We start from the raw sequence: 16,946 nt of genomic DNA on the forward strand, positions 1-16,946 counted from the left end.
TCCCTCCCGTGGACCGTCGTCTGTCGTCTGTGGATCATCCCTCACCGCTCACGCTCTTCCGGCTGTTTAGCTTGCAGCGTGTAGCGTGTAGCTTCCTGCTCACAGCTCATAGCTCGCAGCTCACGGCTCTCCTCCCTTATCTCCCTCAATACCCAATCTATCTCCCTTGCAATGGATTGTGAAAGTGGCAACTTCAGTTCCTCTGGCAACACTTCCCAGGTATAGGTTTCTATTTCAAGATGCTGGGTAAATGGCTGCAAACGGTGAAGATGTAAAACCTCCTGAATATCTTTCTGTGTCGACTGCAGCAGACCGTATTGTTCAATAAACAGCGGCACATGGTAATGCGCTCGCCACTCGGTTATAGAAACATCTGCCACATCGTTTAATGCGACAGGCAAGTCGTTATACCGTTTCAAAACACCTTCTTTTGTTTGAGCAACAACCTGGTGTAAATAAACCGGTTCGTTAAATTGTTGAAAAGCATTGGCTACAGTGAACCGGTCATAATTAGCGCCTGCAAGGCTGGCTTTCAAGGCAGCGCTGATCTGTATCTTACCTGTACGAATGCCATACGTCTTTAATTGCTGTATCACAGTAGCATGATCTTCATATCCAACTGCAAAATGACAGATATCATAGCAAAGTTGCACATGCTCTTTCAACACCCGTTCCGCTTCAGCTTTACTATACTGAAAAGCATTAGCTAATAAGGGAATGCCGATTGGAAGCAAGTATTTAGTATACCATTGTAAAAATTCTGTACTACTTTCTAATAAGCCATCGGGTTCTGGCTCTATATCAAGGTGAATGAGCTTACCGGTTTTTACTTTTATTTCTACCAGGCATTTAACTACCTGTAGTATATAGTGTGTAGATGTGGTATAGGCCTGCAGCTTTTTGATAGAGGTATTATGCCAGTGTCGATACGTTAATGGTGAAGTAGATATTCCACCATCAATACCTTCAGGCAGCAAGGCCGCCAAGATCTTAGCTAGCATTATGCTGTATTCAACCCTTTCCATTGTCGTCCAATCCGGAGCATGCACATGGTCTTTCACACTGGTATGATGGAAGCCGCCAAAAGGAAAACCATTTAACGTAAAGACGTAACAATCCTCCTCTGCCAACCAAGTCTTAAACGCCTCCAATTCTTCATCGTTGACCAATGTTCTACTGGCAGTATCTGATAAGCGCAATCCAATTCCAAAGGGCTGATTCTGACAAGCATTTTTCTTTACTTCCGGAATATGTTTTTTCAGGGCTGCAAAATGTTCAGCCCAACTTTCGCCAGCGTGTATATTGGTACAATAGGTAAGATGTCCCAACGCTGTCTCCATCAGGCCGTCTGTCTTTGTGCGGTTATACAATAGTCCTGCAACCAATGACTGGCGGCAACAATACAGTCGGAATTCATTTCATGAACTTCCTCTCCCTCACCAATATCATTCAATAACGTAATGGACAATCTACCACCCAGATGCTCTTGAAAATCGGTCAGTCCCTGAAGTAATAGATGCTGCGTTGTATCCATTTCAATTAGTGGGTGTATCAGCTTAAAACCTAATTCTTGTAAAAGATTAAGAATACGTTTCAGCGGCACTTCATCTAACCGCCCGGTTAGGTAAGAGTAGGCACAATCCAATGCTATACCAATAGCTACAGCTTCTCCATGCCGAATCGTAAAGTCAGACAACTGCTCCAGTTTGTGAGCACACCAGTGACCGAAGTCCAGCGGACGGGCAGAATGGATCTCAAAAGGATCACCTTTGGCAATATGTTGTAAATGAAGCTCTGCACATCGCCTTATCTGGTACTGCATAGCATCTTTATCTCCAGCAATCATTCCAGCTGCATTTTCTTCTAACCAGCAAAAGAAATCAGCATCTTTGATGAGCGCTACTTTTACGGCTTCAGCAATTCCTGACCGCCAATCCCGCTCGCTCAATGTTGTTAAGAAGTGGAAATCATTAAATACAGCAACAGGCGGAGCAAATGTTCCTAAAAAGTTCTTTTTACCTAAATAATTGACGCCGTTCTTTACACCAACACCACTATCATTTTGGGATAGCACCGTGGTTGGAATGCGAACATGCTTTATGCCCCTGTGTGCTATTGCACTGGCATAACCAGTCATATCCAATACAGAACCACCTCCAATACCCACAACTAAAGAGTGCCGGTCAATACCAAACCGGTTCACCGCATTGATCACTTTAAAAAAATACTCTTCGTTATTCTTAGCCTCTTCACCACCCGATATAGTAATAATGGTGGCTAACTTATAGGAAGGTATAGTGTTGATATATTCTACAATTTGCTCCTTGAGCATTGGATGGAACCTGGTAACTTCTTTGTCAACAACAAAGAGTATTTTTTTTACAACACCTTCCTGCTCATTATCCAGCAAGAAGCTACGAAATACAGGATTCGTACTAGTAAACAGATGGCTGGTAAAATAGACCTTGTACTGAAATTGCACAGTAAATGTCTGTTGTAAATAATCCATACGTTTTGTCTTGATGTTTTAAATAAGTTATTATGGTTCAACAACCTTTAGGTTACAGCAAAGGCTTTGGCCAATATGATAGATACAGGCAAAAGCATTAAAATAACCAAGGCCAAAGAGACAGTGCCAAAAGCAACCGCCCATGAAGCATTCAATACGATCAATGCCAACACGCCTGCTTTCACCGCTTTACCAATGGAAGGCCCTGATGGATATCTCATAGCTTTCTGTAAGGGTAAAAAAATCATGCCTCCAAATAGCAAAAGGAAAAACAATGTGCGTAGCGTCGTGCTGTTGTAATAAGCAATAAATAAAATACTACTAATAACCAACAGGTAGAATATGGCTGCAGCCATCAGAACACTCTTTTTGCCACCATGCACCTCGCCCCTGCTAATCATGGTTATGGCACTTATGTATATTACAGGTATAATACCAATAAACCAGTATTCACTAATGGCCGCCGGCAGAACACTCATTCCAAGCAAAATATTACCACCCCGACAAAGCCCCATATTCAATGGCCCCAAAAAAGCATGGTGCTTCCCCCACTTATCATAAGTTAATGCCGCCACCGCTATTGCAATGGCAATAAGGCAAGATGGGTAAAAGCCGTGATGTACAAAGTAGGCAGCAATGATGGCCATTAATATTAACCCACTTCCCAAAACTGCTGCTTTCTGTTTATCAATTAGCCCACTCGGTATAGGACGCTCAGGTCTTTCTACCTTATCCAAATCGGCATCAAATACATCGTTGAATACTACCCCACCACCATACAAGCCAATAGTTGCTAACACCAACAGCAGTATTGGATCTACCTGTAATGCAGCCCAATGGCTATTGGTAAAATAACCAGCAATAGCAGCACCCGCCAGTATATCAGAAATGGCCGTAACAATATTGGCTGGTCGCATTAATCGCAAATAACCCTTCCACGTTTGCATAGCAGGCATCAACGAATAATTAGTGATGTTTTATCGATCCTTGGCTGCTGTCCGCCACGCAGCACCGTATTCCCTTTAAATCTCTGGCTTTGATCAATGTCTTTCACACCGGCAAAATCAGTTACATCTATTTGCCCACTTTGACCAAAAGCAGTAATCGCATTTTGATAGGTAACCATGCGAATGTCTTCATCACTTATGCCATGCTCCTTCATTAAGGCCGCCGTTTTAGGAACTGCTAGCGGATCGGAAATACCCCAGTCTGCTGCAGAGTTGATCATGATGCGTTCAGTACCATATTGCTTAACAATCTGCACCATTCGTTCATTCCCCATTTTTGTAAATGGATAAATGGTGAACGCAGCCCAGAAGCCCCGATCAAGTACTTCTTTTACCGTTTCTTCGTTATTATGGTCTACGATTACTGTAAAAGGATCAAGGCCATGCTCTATTGTAATATCCATGCTTCGGGTAGTGCCTTGTTTTTTATCGCGATGAGGCGTATGTATTTGTACAGGCAATGCAGCTTCTCTAGCCAGCTCCAGTTGCAGCCGGTAGTATTTTTCTTCTGCCGGCGTCTGGTCATCAAAGCCTATTTCCCCTATACCAACCACTCCTTCTTTATAAATAAAATGGGGCAACAGCTCCATCACCTGTTCGGCCAATGCTCCATTATTGGCTTCCCTTGAATTTAAGCCAATGGTGCAGTAATGTTTGATACCAAACTGTGATGCCCGAAAGCGCTCCCAGCCAATAAGACTACTGTAGTAATCACGGAAACTGGCAACACCAGTACGAGGTTGTCCTAGCCAAAATGCCGGTTCAATAATGGCAACAACGCCAGCATCGGCCATTGCCTGGTAATCATCGGTTGTACGGGAGGTCATGTGTACGTGTGGATCAAAAAAGGTCATCCCTTTGATACTATCTAAAAAAAACGGCTTGCCCGTAACAGGCTGAAGATCCTGTTCTGTCATTCCAGCTTTCTCATATTCATGATGACTACAACACATAGGTTTCTATTTAAGAGTAAACAAAATAAATGGTTAGAATACAACGCTTATGCTACAGCGACTGCCGATTGTTGCGCAATATGATCCCAGCTTATTGTTTCGTCTGTATACGTTTGGGAAACAACATATTGCCGGAGTAATTCTTTTGCGGGCAGATAGGCACTCTTACTGCAAGCCAGTAAGGCCGCTTCTCGTTCCAGGGGATTGGTAGAAGAAGCTATTTTTTTGATATCGGGATAGAGTGCTTCATCAATAAAAGGACTTACACAACGCCACAGTAATGGATTTACGGAACGATGCGCAGCCCACCGTTCATGTGCATAATCCGACAATATTTTTGCCAGGTCTTTATTGGATCGATCATCCAGACCAACGATCTGGTGCACTGGCTTTTCCGTAAAAAAAGCTTTCAGCACCATCTGGTTCCAGGCTGCATCATCAAGCTGTTCAGCTGGATAAGGATTATTACAAATTATAGCCAGGAGCACATCGCCTATATTGCTACGTATACCTTCAGAACAACGCTTCCGCCAATGTTGTGGATAGGCAAGAACAGGCAAGGCAGAATAAAGCGCTACCAGTTCATTCATTTCAGCACCCAAAAAAAGTAATTCGATTTTTCCGGCATATTCCTCCTTTTCGGAAGCATCTAGTTGTAACAGTAACCATACTCGGCAAAGCCGGTCCATAGTCCATCCGTTTATAAAAAAATCAGGACGTATGGTAGCAATATCTACTTGCTGTTCTTTACTAATGGTAAGAATGCCTTTGCCAACTTTCCGTGGTACCAGCGCAAATGCAGTATTAAACTTGGAGTCGCTAATAAAGATTCTGTTTTGCAGGAGCCAGCTCCATACAGGGGCTTCAACATGTTGCTGTATAATTCCCTCCAGCTTACCAAGCAGGCAGTTTACATCGTACGTATACATACTTTCAAAGGTTTGTCAATGATTAAAACGGGGGAGTACGAATAGCGGTTATAACAGAGGAGAGGGAAAGTGGCACTGAAAATACAAATTGTTTGAAATATTCCAAACACATAGCTGTCTTTAATATAACAAGCCAGATTTATGCCAAAAAGAAAAGTGTTCGATTGCTTTCAAACTATCGTTATATAACAACCGTCTATATTCAGGTATAAGCAACGATCTTATTTACTATTTACCTATAACGCGCTATTGCCTAACCTCTAAATAAAGTTTCTATTTTGAGAAACTCAGCCATATACCCTTATTATAAGTAACACTCAGGTTAGTGTGTAATTTGAATATTGCCTTTTATTTCATTTGGGGTAGCCAGGTTGATTGCCGTAACACAGTCGGATGCCCCTCCGATACTAATGCTACTCATTCGATCAGCAGACATGTCATTGCCGCTATCTTCAAACGTAAATTGATAGCGTATTCCAACAAATACCCAATCCAGGGAACCCTTGCTGATATGCCGCATCGTTCCACTCACAATCATCTTACCATCTACAAGGTTCATACAATCTACTTTGCCTTTAAATTCCAGGAACGAACTCTTGAAGACAATACTTCCACTTGCATTCTCTTTCGTCGTCTGTGAAGCATTAACATCAAATGAAACCGTCGATCCATTTATTTCTGTATAAAAGCCCTTTCCCACAATCTTCATTTCGCCACCATCCGAACGCTGCATTTCAACAATAGGCTTGCTGAAACTGTTTATTACTTTATGTATAGCACTGAAATAGTGTGCTAGCGGAAAAGCGTGCTCATAAAAATTACCTGTATGCAATAAAACAAGTAATGGGACTGCCAACAGAAGTGCATTTTTCTTGTACATAGCTTTCTGTTTTTATGAAATGATCTGATCAAGCATATTTATGCCTCAGACGTTATGAATGGCCTTAATGGGGTTCACAGACTAGTGCAGGAAAAACAGTGTATAGCTTTTGATTAAACACCAGGCATTGGCTAAATAAAATTACTTTACAACCTAGCTAAGTACAAGTGTGCTTTTATAAAATTGGCAGAGAACTTTATCTCAAAGTATTATTATATAGAATGCCCATGTATTGCAATAATTAAAAGGGTTTTGTAATTTAATTATACCCCATGAATAGCGCCTCATCAATAAGCAACTGCTTTTCACCTTCAAACTCTTTTTTTATGCCTACAAATCCAATTGATGCCAATGAGTTTATTACGCATGACCGATTAAATCCCGAGGATTTACGACTGAAACAATCGCCCGATATAGAAAGAGTGCCGGCAAGTGCCGCCTGGGTCAGTACAGGGTACATAGTAGCAGAAGATGATATTGTTATTATCGATGCGGATGAAGACACCCAATGGTCGGCCAACCCAAGGACTTCAGGCCTATACGATGCGAATGGATCTGGCCTACCCGCCAAGCCAGGCTATTTACAATTCCCCGGTACAGAGGGTGCGCTGATTGGTAAGATTGGCTTGTTCATTTTTGAGGCAGGTTCCTTTGTCCATGTACATGTTCCAAAGGGTGTTTCAGGAGAACTAATGCTATCCATCAACGACGACGCTGAATCTATTAGAGGAAATGAATTTATAGGTAATGAAGGAGCCGTTGATGCAACTATTACCGTTTATACACTTGCACCGTAATAAACCAAAACGGATACAGTCCACAGCGACTGGTTAATGCCAATTATACAAAGAGCCGGCACAGGGCCGGCTCTAATACATTCTTTGTGTTTTCCACTTATTTCAAGCTCATTTCTACCATTACAGGAAAATGATCCGACGGGAATTTACCATGATAGCTATCCGTCAATAAACCCCAGCGCTGCACCTGGAATTGTTGGGTCGCAAATACATGGTCAATGATTTCATCACCTGCCAATTGTTTACCAAAGCCGTTGAAGGAGGTGTTATTTACATAGGGATATTTCACTTGGCTGTAGGTATCTTTTACAATACCAGAAGTAGCAATGGTTTTATACCACTCGCTATTCTGATCGCCATTCAGGTCGCCGGTTAAAAGTACTGGCTCGTTCTTGGCAATCTCATTGATCTTTTTCAACACCAGCTTACTGCTTTCGTTACGCGCTTTGATTCCTTCATGATCAAAATGGGCGTTGAATAGGTAGAATTTCTTTTTTGTTTTTTTATCCTGCAAATACACCCATGAACAGATACGGTAGCAGCATTTGCCATCCCAACCCATAGAAGGCTTCTCAGGTGTTTCTGACAACCAGAAGTCGCCTTTTTTTAAAAGCGTGAACCTTTCTGTTTTATAAAAGATAGCAGAGTGCTCGCCTTTTTCTTTTCCATCATCTCTGCCAGCTCCACTATAAGCATATTGAGGCAAGGAATGCTGAATATCGTCGAGTTGATTCTTCAACCCTTCCTGCGTACCAAATACATCAAAATCATGGTACCGTATAAGGTTGGCAACAACAGGTGCTCTGTTCACCCATAAGTTCCCTGAATCACGCGGGTTATCATAGCGGAGATTAAATGTGGCAATACGAAGCTGCTGGGCAGCGCCGATCAGGCCAAAGGCCATAACCAGCAGCAGTAAACAAAAGGATCTGTAGTTCATGTGATGTAGCGGTTTAAAAAGATGGTCTAAATATCAAATTCCAAATCTCAAAATCCAAATCTCAATTAGGCAACCTGTACCAGGTTATTCTTCATCAGGTTTTCATGCAGCAACTGTAGCACTTCACTTCTGGCCTCTTCCGACTTAGCAACCTCTCTACACCAGAAAAAGACTTTTAACGTAAACCCATTTTCCTGCAACTTCATAAACAATACTTGCGGCTCACGCTCTTTCACAATATTGCGGGAGCCAAGGACTGCTTGCTTCACTACTGAACAAACTTGTTCCATATCATCACTACCCTTTATTACTAACTCCAGCTCTAAGCGTCGCTGGTTGTGCGAATGCGTCCAGTTTACAATTTGCTCAGAAAGAATGTCTCCATTCGGAATGATCACTTCAGCACCATCATTGGTTAATAAGGTACTGGAGCGAATACCAATTTCACGAACACGTCCAGCCTGATCACCCACCTCCACAATATCGCCTATCTGCAATGGTCTGTCAAATATCAAAATGATCCCTGAAACGAAATTATTTACAATGTTCTGCAAGCCTAAACCAATACCAACACCCAACGCACCCAGTACAATAGTGATTTTATCAATAGGAACCCCAGAAGCCGCCACAGCCAGCAAATAGCCCAGACATAACAATATTAAACGGGCTATCAGTAACCTGGAACGCTGCCCTTTGTTCTGAATCTCTTCATCAGCATCCGTATCACCAAAAAAGTAACCCACATATTTTTGTAAAAGGTGCGCTACCCAAATGATCAGGAAGAACAACAAAACGCCTCCCAATGTAAACGAGGCTTCACCAATACGTCGCGGTGTAGAAAGAACGCTGGTCAAGCCATCCAATAGAGGATTATAGATATTCAGGTTGGTGGTAAAAACAATCATCCACAATACCACTACCAAAAACAATACAAGACGACGGAAGCTATCCAACATGGATTGAAAATCAAACTGCGCTTGTATGCCTCGTTTTACACGGCTAGATACAATCTGCAATAAAATGGCTTCAATGCAGATCTTACTAAATACCGCCAGGCCAATAGCCTGCATGAAGGCAAATATGGCAGCATTACCCAACATCTGCGCCAATGTATATCGCCCCCCTATGTTACACAACAGTGAGAGCACATTCATAACATTATGCAGAATAATAACAAAACGCAAGAAGCCTTTAAGATGCAAGTAGTCTTTCATGCGGGTTAAAAAGCGCATACCAAACACCACCGACAAAACATTAAGAGCTACTAACCAAAGGCGCTGCCCAAGCGTAGGATTTACAATATGGTGTGTAAATGCAAAACAGATATAGAGCACGGCCATTACAATCCAAACCACAAAGAGGTTGCGTGGCCATTTTTTCCAGCAAATGATGGTTAAAATAACAAGCAGTAGAAACTGCACAAACTCAATGTAGGCTGAAGGGGCATGCAAATCAAAGAATGGTGCTAAACAAAGCATCAGCACAAACGCCGATACAATATAGCCTGAAGGCAGGTAAACAAACTTAAAGCGGTCCAAAGCAGAAAGCGCCTTATGCTTTTTTAGCGTCCGGATATTGCGGAACATCCAGCCAAAGAACAAAAACCCTATAAGCAGCAAGTATAAGCGCTTACTACGTGATCCTTTAAAATAATAACGTACAGCCCGCTGTTCTCCATTATAGGCCTTGGCCAATGAGTTACGTGTCGAATCTGAAAGATGGCTTGTATCTCCTTCCCATAAATACGTATACTCTTTTCCAAAAATGCGGGTAGCCGATGTCGCTAACAAAGTATTTACCCTACTCAGCAATTGATTGGTGGTAATAATACTGGAAGATGTACGTGCCTGCAATAGATTAATTTCCGCTAAGCTGGATTTAAGTCCCCCGGTAGCATCACGAAAAGCCTGTCGCATATCCTTAAGCTGACTGCCAAACTGTTGTCGCAAAGTGGAGTCTCGCCAAACCTGGCGTAATACCGTATCACCCGCCAACGGTCGTAACGTATTACGCAAGTCAACCAAGTCATTTTCAGTACTATCCAACAGCGTACGGTGCTCTTTTAATTCCTCTTTAAGATTTTGTAATAAGGTGTGAAATACCTGAAGATTCCTCAAGTTCAGCACGCTACTATTATTTAATACGTTGTCCTTTAAAACAGCCAGCGTAGAATCACTATCAGCCAATCGTCCTTTTAAAGAAGTGACCGCCAATCCAAGCTCGCTTTTATTAGCCACATTGTTTAAAAGATTAAAGGTCTTCTCAATGAGTAGCTGATAATCACTGGTGGTCAGCTTCGCTGTATCGGCAAAAAGTAAAGCCAGCTGTTGAGATCTTCTAAAGCGGGTTGTATCGTGACGGGAAGTATCGCTTTTTACGGAAGTATCGCGCTTGAATAAACTATCCTTGCGCACCTGCGCATGCAGTGTTGTAGATAATAACAGTAAAACAACACTATAGATCAAAACCTTCGAAATATTCTTCATAAGGTGGATTTGATGCCGAAATTAAATAATGTGATTTAATTGCATCCACCCTTTAACACCACCACTATATAGACTATTGCTACTTACTTGATTAGAATCATTAGTAAATCCATTTACAAAAGCCGCTATCTATTTCTTCCGGTCAAATCCAAAGAGCTGTGCCCGTTGATCAGGCTCACCTTTTAATAGATTAGAGATTACTTCTGCAGCAATCAAACTATAGGTTGTGCCATTACCTCCATAACCTAAGGCAAAATAAACATTGTCCATGCCGGGATACAGGCCAATAAAGGGAAGGCCATCTTCTACATCGCCAAACGTACCACACCAAACAAAATCAGCTGAAATTTCCAGGTGCGGAAATAACGTTTTACACTCTTTTAATAACCACACCTCTTTTTCATCGATCAATCGATCTCGCGCCGTTTCATCTTTAAAGGATACATCTCCCCCACCCATCATGATACGGTTATCCTTGGTAGTTCGTAAATAAAAATAGGGACGCTTGGTCTCCCATATCAAACACCGTTCTTTCCAAAAGGCATCTTCCGGTAAGGGTTGGGTTACCAACGCATAGGTAGAGTTTAGGGCCATTACCTGTTTAGGCAAGAACTGGGCAGACTCATAACCAGGAGCACAGATCACAAAACGCGCTTTAACGGTGTATCCTTTATCAGTTTGTAAGGTCACCCCTTCATCTGAAGACTCTAACTTTGTCACATTCGTGCGTGTATATACAGTTAGGTTGCCTGACTTTACACAATGCTGTATTAACCCTACGGTCATGCGGTAGGCATCTAACTGAATGGCATGATGATGATATAAGGCATTTGTACGGTTGGTGATTCTGAATGCCTGCAATTGTTCTTTTCCTAACAGCTCAACAGGAAAGCCATGTTTGCGACGCAATGCATATTCCTGTTCAATAGCCTGAGCGCCTTTTTCATCGCTGGAAAGATAAAGGCTGGGAATGCGTTCAAGGCATTCATCCATCGCTGTGTCGGCAGCAATCCTTTGTATTTTATCAACAGAGGCTAAACTGGCTTTATATACAGCCACTGCAAAATCCTCTGAATAGAGATCGGCTAAATCGCAAAGAGAAATATCAAGTTCATAATTAAGCTGGGCTGTACTGGCCCATGTACTGCCGCTCGACAATATTCGCTTATCCAGCATCGTGCACCGAAAACCGGCTTTACACAATTCATACGCCGCTAGGGAGCCTGAAATACCGGAACCAATAATGACTACTTCTTCATTCTGTAGATCGGATTGCAGGGCAGGGTAATCTGCCAACAACCCATTTTTTACCAACCAAAAGGGAAACCCTGAATGTAAATCCATAGCCCGACTTTCAATTTCAAAACAACTGCTACGTGAATAAGTTCATTACTAAAAATAAGACACCCAGGGAGACCACCCCTGGGTGTAAGCTATTTTGTTCAATAGCTGCAATCGTTACAGATTCTCTTTGCTCTCCAGATCGCTGCCACGAGAACCAAGATCTTGGTTACCTCTTTCGCTGCGTTGGTTCTCTGTATCCATACCACTCAAATTACTAGGCTGGCTCTCCATACGACCACTTTGATCATTACTTACCTCTTGACGGCTACCGCTGTTTTGTTCAGTACTGCGTTGCTCGCTTCTTTGGTTTTCCAGATTACCTTCCTGGTTTTCCATGCTGCCCTGCTGGCTGCGTTGGTTGTTGTCTGCCATAACTGTCTGTTTTTGATTAATGATACCGCTGTGTCTAAAAATCTAGTGCCAGCTTTAGCAAACAAGGGCATGGGAATTGTAATTGTTGAGTTCCGCTATTAAAAAAGCCCATATGCCTAACGTTTGGGAACTAACGGATATGCTTGGGTATGTTTTCCCCATTTTTTTAGGCCATCTTATTTCAGGATTTCTGATTTCAGGAATTTGGATTACACACGCCTTTGTACTGGTTGTTCTACCCTTTGCTGTGGAATAGCTGAACTCTAGTCTTTGAAGCTAATGTCAGCGCCAGGAATGACTCACAGAAAGGGTCTTCCTAAAAAAAATCACCCCAGGTGTTGCCTGGGGTGATTATAAAGTATTGAACAGCTTCTATTACTTTCTCACTAGCTTAAACGTTTTAGTAACCGTGTTACTTGGATCAGCTCTTGAGGTTAATGTTACAGTAACAGTACCCACTTCGTTAAAAGGAATATTAGTTACAGTTACATCCATTGGAAATTTAGTAATATAATACTGCTGGTTAAAAATCACCTGGTTGTCGATATCCTGGCGGTAAACCACAGTTACATCGACACCGCGCGCAGGCATTATACTTTTCAACAGCACATTAAAATCATACTCTGTACCAAATGTGCGTTGAAATGCGCCAACAGGAAGTGGATCTATTAACACATTAAGGGTTTGCTCATCGCCAATACCTGTCTCTGTAGAACAACCTGTCATCACCAAAGCAAACAAGCCAGCGATTATTGTATTTAATAAAATTTTCATTATATCGAAGAATTAAAGTTTAATAATGGTTTGACTGATTGTCTCGTTGCGTTGCAAATTGGTAAGCACTAATTGGTATACACCACTAGCCCACTTCTCCATTGAAATAGAAGCTTCATTGGTAGTCAATTTAGACTCGTACACTTTCTTACCAAAGCCATCATACAGCGTAACTTGTAACTTCTGACCAGTTGTATTCTTAATGAACAAGGTTTTCTGTACTGGGTTTGGATAAGCAGTTACTTCACCATTCCACGTAGCAGAATTATCTATGCGGGTAGTTACAAAGTTGTGCGCTGCCGATGTAGAGATACAGCCATTCTCAGTTACCTGTACAGTATACAAGCCAGCTGCCTGAACACGGTGGGTTGTACCCGTAGCACCAGCGATTGCTCTGCCATTTAAATACCACTGATTATTGTTGGCTGAACTTGAAGTCAATATATTGCCTGTAGCGCTAATAACAGGCACAGCAGGTAATGCTTTAACCGTTACAGGAGCAACTGCTGCAAATTCTGAAGTACAGTTGTTGCGTGTTGTTCTTACTGTATAGTTTCCGCTAGTGGTAACTGTATAGCTTTGAGCCGTTGCACCATTGATAGCAACACCATCTTTAAACCACTGGTTGCCGCTATTAGCAGAAGAAGTAAGGATTACGCTACCACCTTGACAGAATGTAGTAAGCCCGTTAGTAGTAATACCAGGAGTAACCGGAATCACATTTACGGTCAACAATGCGGCAGCAGATGTTACAGAACCACAATCACCCGTTACCACTACATCATAAGAAGCAGCATCTGATGTGCTAATACTAGAAATAGTGTAAGTAGCTGCTGTTGCACCTGTAATATTCACACCATTCTTTCTCCACTGATATTGTAAAGTACCTGCACCTGACGCAGCGACACTCATACTTACCGGGCTACGCTCACAAACGGTTTGAGCAGCTGGCGATGTAGTGATTGCTGTTAAAGCTTTAACAGTTACACTTGTTGTTCTAGTATACTCATCGCAACCACCTGCGGCAGCAACAGTATAGGTAACAGTATAAGTACCAGGCACAGATGCTGTTAAGTTAATAGCACCTGTAGTTGCATTGATATTCAAACCTGCAGCCGCTGAATATGTACCACCTATAGTACCCGTAAAGCTAGGTGTAGCTGTACCAGTTGCACAATAAGGAGTACCGCCATAAGAGAAGCTGGCTGAAGGTGTAGGTGTGATTGTTAAAGTAGCTGTACCAGATACCACTTTTTCGCAAGTAGTGCTGCTGGCATCTTTCACACTTACTAATGAATAGACGTATGTTCCAGGAACACTTGTAGGTACTACCAGCGTATATGTATTACCCGATGTAGTAGTTACAACTTGGTTAGCGCCACCATTTACATTATAAGTAAAGGTATAAGGAGCAGTACCATTGCTACCAGTAAATGTAATAGCTGGAGGAGTTGCGCTCTGGCAAACTACTGCTGTACCACTGATAGTTGCTGTAGGCAACGGATTAACCGTTATACTAGAAGTAGTGGTGTTCGTACAATTACCATTAGAGAATGTATACGTAACCGTATAAGTTCCTGGAGTGCTGGCAGCCAGATCAATCAATCCACTAGCGCTGATATTCAATCCTGCAGGTGCAGAGAAAGTACCGCCGGCTTGCCCGGTTACTGTCAGTTGTTGACTACCTGTCTGGCAGAAACTACCACCACTGATAGAAGCTGTAGGCAACTGGTTAACTGTAATTGTAAAGGTCTTAGCAGATCCAGGACAGCCATTTGCATCAGGCGTTACTGTGATCGTTGCAGTTACAGGAGCACTTCCGTTATTAACGGCTGTGAAAGCAGCAATATTTCCCGTACCGCTTGCTGCCAATCCAATAGAAGGATCAGAATTGGTCCAGCTATACGTTGTTCCTGCTACTGCGCCCAAGAAAGAAATAGCGTTTGTATTTTTATTATGACAAACCACCTGGTCAGCCACCGTAGTTACCGTTGGTGTAGGTTTTACAGCAATAGTAAATGTTTGCGGTGTACCCGGACAGCCAGCAGCTGTTGGTGTAACCGTAATGATACCATTAATAATAGTAGCTCCTGAATTGGTAGTAGTAAAAGAGATTGTACCGTTACCAGAAGCTGCCAATCCGATTGCCGGATTATCATTTACCCAATCATAAGTAGCACCAGCAATACTGCCACCATTGGCAGGATCTAAATTCATGCTCTGATTGTTACAAATAGAAGTTCCAAAGCCAGAAGGATCAAATGCTGGAATTGGATTTACAGTTATCGTAATAGTGTTACTATATGTAACAGCAGTATTCGTTGCTGTAACTTTTCTTCTATAATAAGTAGTTTGGCTAACTGAAGGCGCCTGATAGGTCAAGTCTTCAGCACCATTAATATCTGTCCAGCTGTTATTATCTGTACTTTGCTGCCATTGGTACCCAGCAATAGGTAGGCCAGATGCAGCCTCAGTAGAAGAGAATAAAGTAGGGGTACCAGAACCACATATCATCTGATCGTTGGCTACAACACCACCTTCAAATACAAATACGATCGTTACATAGCCTGCGTCAGTATTAAAACCTTTATCTGAGGTATTTGACATAGAAGCGTCGATATAACTACCGCCGCCGCCGCCAGCATTGGGGTCTGTATTTTGATTACTACCGCCGCCGCCAGAGTAGCCGCCACCGCCGCCACCGCCGCCGGTGCAGCCATGCGTACCACCTCCGCCACCGAAACCACCAAATGCACCGCTGACAGTATTACCACCACGACCTCCATTCAGGAAGCTTAGCCCCTGAGATGGAGAAAATCCCCAGGAAGGAGCATAAAAAGACTCGGTTCCATCTGTAAGATAGCCACCGCCGCCGGCCCCCCAGCCATTGGTAGATCCAGTTCCTCCATTTCCATTAATTCCACCAGTTCCGGTATTACAATATGAATTCAATCCGGTACTCCCAAAAGAGGCATCGGAAGAAGATATAGCAGCTGCAAGCGGTTGTAAAAAACCGGCGCCGCCGCCGCCAATAATCACTGGTGAGTGCACACTATTGTCAAACTTGACAACAAAACTACCTCCACCACCGCCTGTAGACCCGCAGGAAGCGTCTCCGCCTTTTTGACCAACCAATACTTTTAATTTGTCACCTGCTACCAATTCTATTTCTCCCTGTACAACGCGGCCACGGCCTCCGAAATCATGGGCACCGCCACCAGCTGCACCTGCTGCAGTTATGCGATACTTACCTGTTAAGGGCACCGTCCATTCTTGGATTCCCTGTGTGTTGATCGTTACATTACCATTCAAGGTATTGCCAGCGGGATAAGCAGCATCTACCTGTGCTTGTGTTGGGCCCATGCGTCCTGATGCGCCGGCCGTAGTAAAAGAGTACGTAGTTTGCGAATAGCCCCACAATGTCAAAAAGACACTAAAGAGGCAAAAGAGTAAGCCTGTGTAAAGTTTTCTCATACATCTATTTGGTTTAAAACAAAATGCTAAATAGTGGTGTTTCTTGTATAGTACTTAGCAGGTCTATAAAGGCTTCGCAGAGAACCGTTACCAAATAGAATGAAATGATGATTTGTATTTCATCTAAGCAAATGGCTGCTTTTCCAGGCATTCCTGAAAAAACTAAGTTTTCATGTGTAGGTAGGGTACTACAACTTCAGAGTATATTTAACGTATGCTCTTTAGTTATTTTATGGCAGGCGCAAAGGTGTTATATCTTTTTTGAATACAATATTCACTGATTTTCAATCTTATTCATATAATGCTTTACTCTTATTAATGATATAGTTAATACCCTACACTTTGCATCGTACATTTACGATTCTAGCTAATCGTATACCTATATGCGAATAAATAATACCCTTAAAACTGCGCTTATTGGGTAGTGAGAGGTTTAACCATAACTACATAGCAAAAGCATTTAGCGTTAATAGGGGTTGCA

At 42.5% G+C, this 16,946-nt stretch carries 14 protein-coding genes; 1 reads left to right on the forward strand and 13 read right to left on the reverse strand.

Features of this window, described 5'->3' with window-relative positions; translation table 11 throughout:
- Positions 1–41 precede the first annotated feature (41 nt).
- The 6 genes from eboE to SY85_RS10415 all read right to left on the reverse strand — a co-directional run bounded on the left by eboE (position 42) and on the right by SY85_RS10415 (position 6,278).
- Entirely contained in the window at positions 42–1,340 is a 1,299-nt protein-coding gene (eboE, locus tag SY85_RS10390) for a metabolite traffic protein EboE (protein ID WP_066404230.1), read from the reverse strand.
- Positions 1,340–2,509 carry a 3-dehydroquinate synthase gene (locus SY85_RS10395; RefSeq protein ID WP_066404231.1) on the reverse strand — a complete coding sequence of 390 codons (1,170 nt, stop codon included), beginning with the start codon at positions 2,507–2,509 and terminating at the stop codon, positions 1,340–1,342. The genes eboE and SY85_RS10395 overlap by 1 nt, the downstream gene beginning before the upstream one ends.
- 47 nt (positions 2,510–2,556) lie before the next feature.
- The gene (eboC, locus tag SY85_RS10400; protein ID WP_066409587.1) at positions 2,557–3,456 is read right to left on the reverse strand and encodes a UbiA-like protein EboC; all 900 of its coding nucleotides are present in this window, start codon (positions 3,454–3,456) and stop codon (positions 2,557–2,559) included.
- Positions 3,457–3,464: 8 nt separating this feature from the next.
- Positions 3,465–4,469, reverse strand: a complete 1,005-nt coding sequence (locus tag SY85_RS10405) for a TatD family hydrolase (protein WP_193408755.1) — start codon at positions 4,467–4,469, stop codon at positions 3,465–3,467.
- Positions 4,470–4,516: 47 nt separating this feature from the next.
- The gene (locus SY85_RS10410; protein ID WP_082886364.1) at positions 4,517–5,398 is read right to left on the reverse strand and encodes an EboA domain-containing protein; all 882 of its coding nucleotides are present in this window, start codon (positions 5,396–5,398) and stop codon (positions 4,517–4,519) included.
- Positions 5,399–5,720: 322 nt separating this feature from the next.
- Positions 5,721–6,278, reverse strand: a complete 558-nt coding sequence (locus SY85_RS10415) for a hypothetical protein (protein ID WP_066404233.1) — start codon at positions 6,276–6,278, stop codon at positions 5,721–5,723.
- Between the two features lie 326 nt (positions 6,279–6,604).
- On the opposite strand from SY85_RS10415, the gene SY85_RS10420 reads away from it, so the two are divergent.
- Positions 6,605–7,075 (forward strand): hypothetical protein, encoded by a 471-nt coding sequence (locus tag SY85_RS10420; protein ID WP_066404235.1) that lies wholly within the window; start codon positions 6,605–6,607, stop codon positions 7,073–7,075.
- Between the two features lie 97 nt (positions 7,076–7,172).
- On the opposite strand, the gene SY85_RS10425 is transcribed toward SY85_RS10420, so the two are convergent.
- The 7 genes from SY85_RS10425 to SY85_RS25635 all read right to left on the reverse strand — a co-directional run bounded on the left by SY85_RS10425 (position 7,173) and on the right by SY85_RS25635 (position 16,616).
- Entirely contained in the window at positions 7,173–8,015 is an 843-nt protein-coding gene (locus SY85_RS10425; RefSeq protein ID WP_082886365.1) for an endonuclease/exonuclease/phosphatase family protein, read from the reverse strand.
- 65 nt (positions 8,016–8,080) lie between these two features.
- Complete coding sequence (locus SY85_RS10430) at positions 8,081–10,501, reverse strand: mechanosensitive ion channel family protein (RefSeq protein ID WP_066404237.1); 2,421 nt, start codon at positions 10,499–10,501, stop codon at positions 8,081–8,083.
- 129 nt (positions 10,502–10,630) lie between these two features.
- Positions 10,631–11,845, reverse strand: coding sequence for an NAD(P)/FAD-dependent oxidoreductase (locus SY85_RS10435; RefSeq protein WP_066404239.1), 1,215 nt, complete (start codon positions 11,843–11,845; stop codon positions 10,631–10,633).
- Between the two features lie 114 nt (positions 11,846–11,959).
- The gene (locus tag SY85_RS10440; protein WP_066404241.1) at positions 11,960–12,217 is read right to left on the reverse strand and encodes a hypothetical protein; all 258 of its coding nucleotides are present in this window, start codon (positions 12,215–12,217) and stop codon (positions 11,960–11,962) included.
- 375 nt (positions 12,218–12,592) lie between these two features.
- A complete protein-coding gene (locus tag SY85_RS10445) occupies positions 12,593–12,991 on the reverse strand; it encodes a hypothetical protein (RefSeq protein WP_066404243.1) in 399 nt (132 codons plus the stop codon).
- 12 nt (positions 12,992–13,003) lie between these two features.
- Positions 13,004–16,465 (reverse strand): T9SS type A sorting domain-containing protein, encoded by a 3,462-nt coding sequence (locus SY85_RS10450; protein ID WP_066404245.1) that lies wholly within the window; start codon positions 16,463–16,465, stop codon positions 13,004–13,006.
- Positions 16,466–16,478: 13 nt separating this feature from the next.
- A complete protein-coding gene (locus SY85_RS25635; RefSeq protein ID WP_158512960.1) occupies positions 16,479–16,616 on the reverse strand; it encodes a hypothetical protein in 138 nt (45 codons plus the stop codon).
- Between the last annotated feature and the right edge of the window lie 330 nt (positions 16,617–16,946).

This window comes from Flavisolibacter tropicus, assembly GCF_001644645.1.
Taxonomy (GTDB): domain Bacteria; phylum Bacteroidota; class Bacteroidia; order Chitinophagales; family Chitinophagaceae; genus Flavisolibacter; species Flavisolibacter tropicus.

Bases quoted from the DNA above. Each gene is read 5' to 3' on its own strand.
- eboE (WP_066404230.1), bottom strand. From the start codon at position 1,340: ATGGAGACAGCGTTGGGACATCTTACCTATTGTACCAATATACACGCT.
- SY85_RS10395 (WP_066404231.1), bottom strand. From the start codon at position 2,509: ATGGATTATTTACAACAGACATTTACTGTGCAATTTCAGTACAAGGTC.
- eboC (WP_066409587.1), bottom strand. From the start codon at position 3,456: ATGCAAACGTGGAAGGGTTATTTGCGATTAATGCGACCAGCCAATATT.
- SY85_RS10405 (WP_193408755.1), bottom strand. From the start codon at position 4,469: ATGTGTTGTAGTCATCATGAATATGAGAAAGCTGGAATGACAGAACAG.
- SY85_RS10410 (WP_082886364.1), bottom strand. From the start codon at position 5,398: ATGTATACGTACGATGTAAACTGCCTGCTTGGTAAGCTGGAGGGAATT.
- SY85_RS10415 (WP_066404233.1), bottom strand. From the start codon at position 6,278: ATGTACAAGAAAAATGCACTTCTGTTGGCAGTCCCATTACTTGTTTTA.
- SY85_RS10420 (WP_066404235.1), top strand. From the start codon at position 6,605: ATGCCTACAAATCCAATTGATGCCAATGAGTTTATTACGCATGACCGA.
- SY85_RS10425 (WP_082886365.1), bottom strand. From the start codon at position 8,015: ATGAACTACAGATCCTTTTGTTTACTGCTGCTGGTTATGGCCTTTGGC.
- SY85_RS10430 (WP_066404237.1), bottom strand. From the start codon at position 10,501: ATGAAGAATATTTCGAAGGTTTTGATCTATAGTGTTGTTTTACTGTTA.
- SY85_RS10435 (WP_066404239.1), bottom strand. From the start codon at position 11,845: ATGGATTTACATTCAGGGTTTCCCTTTTGGTTGGTAAAAAATGGGTTG.
- SY85_RS10440 (WP_066404241.1), bottom strand. From the start codon at position 12,217: ATGGCAGACAACAACCAACGCAGCCAGCAGGGCAGCATGGAAAACCAG.
- SY85_RS10445 (WP_066404243.1), bottom strand. From the start codon at position 12,991: ATGAAAATTTTATTAAATACAATAATCGCTGGCTTGTTTGCTTTGGTG.
- SY85_RS10450 (WP_066404245.1), bottom strand. From the start codon at position 16,465: ATGAGAAAACTTTACACAGGCTTACTCTTTTGCCTCTTTAGTGTCTTT.
- SY85_RS25635 (WP_158512960.1), bottom strand. From the start codon at position 16,616: ATGCCTGGAAAAGCAGCCATTTGCTTAGATGAAATACAAATCATCATT.